Here is a 3,675-nt window from a genome sequence, read left to right as displayed (position 1 = left end):
CCGGCGATCCGCGCGTGTTCGGGCGGGTGTATTTCGCGACAAGCGGGCGAGGGGTGTTTTATGGCGATCCTTCGCAGAAGCCATGAACAGCGGGATGTGTGTGCATGTCGTGATCAACTCCCTCCCCTGCGACAGTAGGGGAGGGCTGGGGTGGGGTTGCTTGTGCTTTAGCGCGCAGCAAAACCTTTCCGAAAATGATGTTTTGCAGCGATGTCACGCCCTCGCCGCTCGCTGCGCTCGCACCCCACCCTAACCCTCCCCTGCACGCAGGGGAGGGGACTGTTTCCTGCGATTTTGGAGCTTTGCATGCAAGCCACGTTACGCTGTCGAGTCATGTGCACCTGGATGGCCCTCGCCACGCTTTTCGCCATTGGCCTGTCCGAGCCTGCTTCCGCCGAGGCACCGAACAACATCCCCCACTTCATCACCGAAAACGGCCGCCACGCCTTCATCGTCGACGGCAAGCCCTTCCTGCTGCTCGGCGCACAAGTCAACAACTCCAGCAACTGGCCAGCCATGCTGGATCAAGTGTGGCCCGCGATCGACCACGAGCAGGCCAACACCGTGATGGTGCCGATCGCGTGGGAGCAGATCGAGCCCACGGAAGGACATTTCGATTTCAGCTTTCTCGATACGCTGCTGGCGCAAGCGCGCGAACATAAGGTGCGCCTGGCCTTGCTATGGTTCGGCACCTGGAAGAACAACAGCCCCAGCTATGCGCCGAGCTGGGTGAAACTGGACAACAAGCGTTTTCCGCGCGTCATCACGCAGGACGGCAAGCAGCTCAACTCCTTGTCGCCGCTCGCCGCCGCCACGCTGGATGCCGATCGCAAGGCGTTCGTGCAGTTGATGACGCATTTGCGTGACGTCGACGGCACGCAGCACACCGTCATCCTGGTGCAGGTGGAGAACGAATCGGGCAGCTACGGCACCGATCGCGATTACTCGCCTGCGGCCAACGCTGCCTTCGCACAGCAGGTGCCGGCGGTGGTGCTGAAGGCCGCGCACAAGCCGGCCGGCACCTGGACTCAAGTGTTCGGCAAGGACGCGGCGGAATACTTCGAGGCCTGGTCGGTGTCGCGTTTCATCGGCCAGGTGGCGGCGGCCGGCAAGGCGGTGTATCCGCTGGCGATGTACGCCAATGCAGTCGTGAGCGATCCCGTGCATCCGAGTCCCCCGGCGAGCCACTCCAGCGGCGGTCCTTCGCAGAATGTGCTCTTCATCTGGAAGGTGGCCGCTCCGGCCATCGACATGATCGGCCCGGATCTCTACTGGCACGACTACGCGCGCTACACCGCTGCGCTCGGGCTGTATGCGCGGCCTGACAACCCGCTGGTAGTGACCGAGACTGGCAATGACCCGCCGTATGCGCGCTACATCTTCGCCACGCTGGGCCATCAAGGTATCGGCTTTTCGGTGTTCGGCATCGACTACACCGGCTTCTCCAACTGGCCGTTGGGCGCAAAGACGGCGGACGACGCGACCTTCGAGCCGTTTGCGATGACCAACCGGCTGCTGCAGCCGATGGGCGAATTGATCGCCCGCTTGAGTCTTGCCGGCAAGGTATGGGGCGTTTCCGAACCGGAGCAGACGCACAGCCAGGTGGTGGACATGGGCGATTGGCGCGCGACCGTTTCCTATGGCCTGCCGCAGTTCGGCAACAACACGCCGCCGGGTAGTGCGACACCGAAGGGCGGTGTGCTGATCGCGCAGCTCGGCAAAGACGAATACCTCGTCACTGGCTATTTCGCGCGCGTCGATTTCATGCCGGGCAAGGGCAGGGAGCACGAGCACTTCATGATGGAGCGCGTGGAAGAAGGGCATTACGACAGCCAGGGGCGCTGGAACTTCATGCGCTTGTGGAACGGGGATCAGACGGATTGGGGCCTCAATTTCACTGACCGGCCGCAGGTGTTGCATGTGAAGTTGGCGACGTATTGATCATTACCATTTCAAGAGTCCGAACTCAGGGGCAGCTTCAATGCTCATTCAGAGCGAGCCGTCATTCCGGCGAACGCCGGAATCCAGTGAAGAATGACGTGCGCAGCACGCAACATAAAAGTTTTGTGTGCTTCGCACGACGTATTGAAACTGGATTCCGGCATGCGCCGGAATGACGACGGGAACATCCTTAAGTTCGGAGCACTTCAACTCAGGAAACTCTGCTCCATGCATCACCGGATTCTGAAACAGCTCGCCCTGCCGCTGTGCATGGCACTCGCCGTCTGCAGCACCGCCTACGCCGCCGACACCACCCCGTTGCCCGATACCCCCGCCGTCGAGCAACATGTCAACGCCATGCTCGCCAAGCTAACGCTTGAACAAAAAGTCGAACTGCTCGGCGGCGTGGACAATTTCTCCACGCACGCCGAACCGAACATCGGCTTGCCTGCGATGACCATGTCCGATGGCCCTTATGGCGTGCGCGCACCGGGCCCATCGACCGCCTACATGGCCGGCATAGGGCTGGCTGCATCGTGGGATCCGAACCTGGCCAAGGACGTCGGTGCAGCGATGGGCCGCGATGCACGTGCGCGCGGTGTCGGCTTCCTGCTTGGGCCGGGCGTGAACATGTACCGCGCGCCGCAGAACGGCCGCAACATGGAGTATTACGGCGAAGATCCGCTGCTGGCCGGCAGCATGGCGGTCGGCTTGATCGAAGGCGTGCAATCGCAAGGCGTGGTGGCGACGGTAAAGCATTTCGTCGCCAACAACTCCGAATACGACCGCCGCCATCTCGACACGCATATCGACGAGCGCACGCTGCGCGAAATCTATCTGCCTGCCTTCGAGATGGCCGTAAAGCAGGGCCACGTCGGCGCGGTGATGAGCAGCTACAACCTGGTCAACGGCGATTACCTGGCTGAGAACCGCACGATCAGCTACGACATCCTCAAGAAGGATTGGGGTTTCAACGGCATCTTCATGTCCGACTGGGGCGCCACGCACGACGGGCTGAAAGCCTTCAACGCCGGCCTCGACCTGGAAATGCCCGCGCCGGATGCGATGAAGCCCGAACTGATCTTGAGCAACCTGCGCAGCGGCAAGCTTTCGCAGGCCATGCTCGACGACAAGGTACGCCGCATTCTGCGCACCGCCGTGCGCTTCGGTTTTCTCGACCGCCCGCAGAAGGATCTATCGCTGCCGCTGTATAGCCTCAAGAACGACCAGGTGGCGCTGAGGGACGCGCTGGAAGGCCTGGTGCTGCTGAAAAACGAGCACAACGTGTTGCCGTTCGATGCCAGCGTCAAGACCGTCGCGGTGATCGGCCCGAACGCCGACCCGGCGGTCAGCAGCGCCGGCGGCAGTTCGCATATCGACACCTTCCAGGCGCAAAGCGTGCTCACCGGCATCACGCACCTGGTGGGCGACAAGGTCAACGTGCTGTACAGCCGGGGCCTGCCTTCGGCGATGGAAGTGTTCAAGAAGGGCGGTTTCAGCACGCCGGACGACAAGCCTGGCCTGCTCAAGGAAACCTTCGCCAACGACGCGTTCCAGGGCAAGCCGAGCAACAGCACGGTCGATCCGCAGGTGGACCAGTGGAAGCCGGAGCTGTGGACCACGCCCGCCACGCACCGGCAAAGCATTCGCTGGAGCGGTCGCTTCCTGCCCACGCATGATGGCAAGTACCTGTTCCTTGCCGCGGCCGCCAGTGAGGACACGTACACGCTCTAC

2 protein-coding genes are annotated in these 3,675 nt (G+C 62.2%); both read left to right on the top strand.

Annotated features, from left to right (window positions below; translation table 11 throughout):
- Positions 1–345 precede the first annotated feature (345 nt).
- On the top strand, positions 346–1,941 hold the full coding sequence (locus VMA74_RS12350; protein WP_325367346.1) for a DUF5597 domain-containing protein: 1,596 nt from the start codon (positions 346–348) through the stop codon (positions 1,939–1,941).
- A 228-nt stretch (positions 1,942–2,169) separates the two neighbouring features.
- Positions 2,170–3,675: glycoside hydrolase family 3 N-terminal domain-containing protein (locus VMA74_RS12345; protein ID WP_325367344.1), on the top strand; the 1,506-nt coding region annotated here is incomplete at its 3' end.

Source organism: Dyella sp. (assembly GCF_035508675.1).
In the GTDB taxonomy this organism is placed as follows: domain Bacteria; phylum Pseudomonadota; class Gammaproteobacteria; order Xanthomonadales; family Rhodanobacteraceae; genus Dyella_B.
Note: the sequence above shows the minus strand (reverse complement) of the source record. Positions and strands in the feature narration are given on the sequence as shown.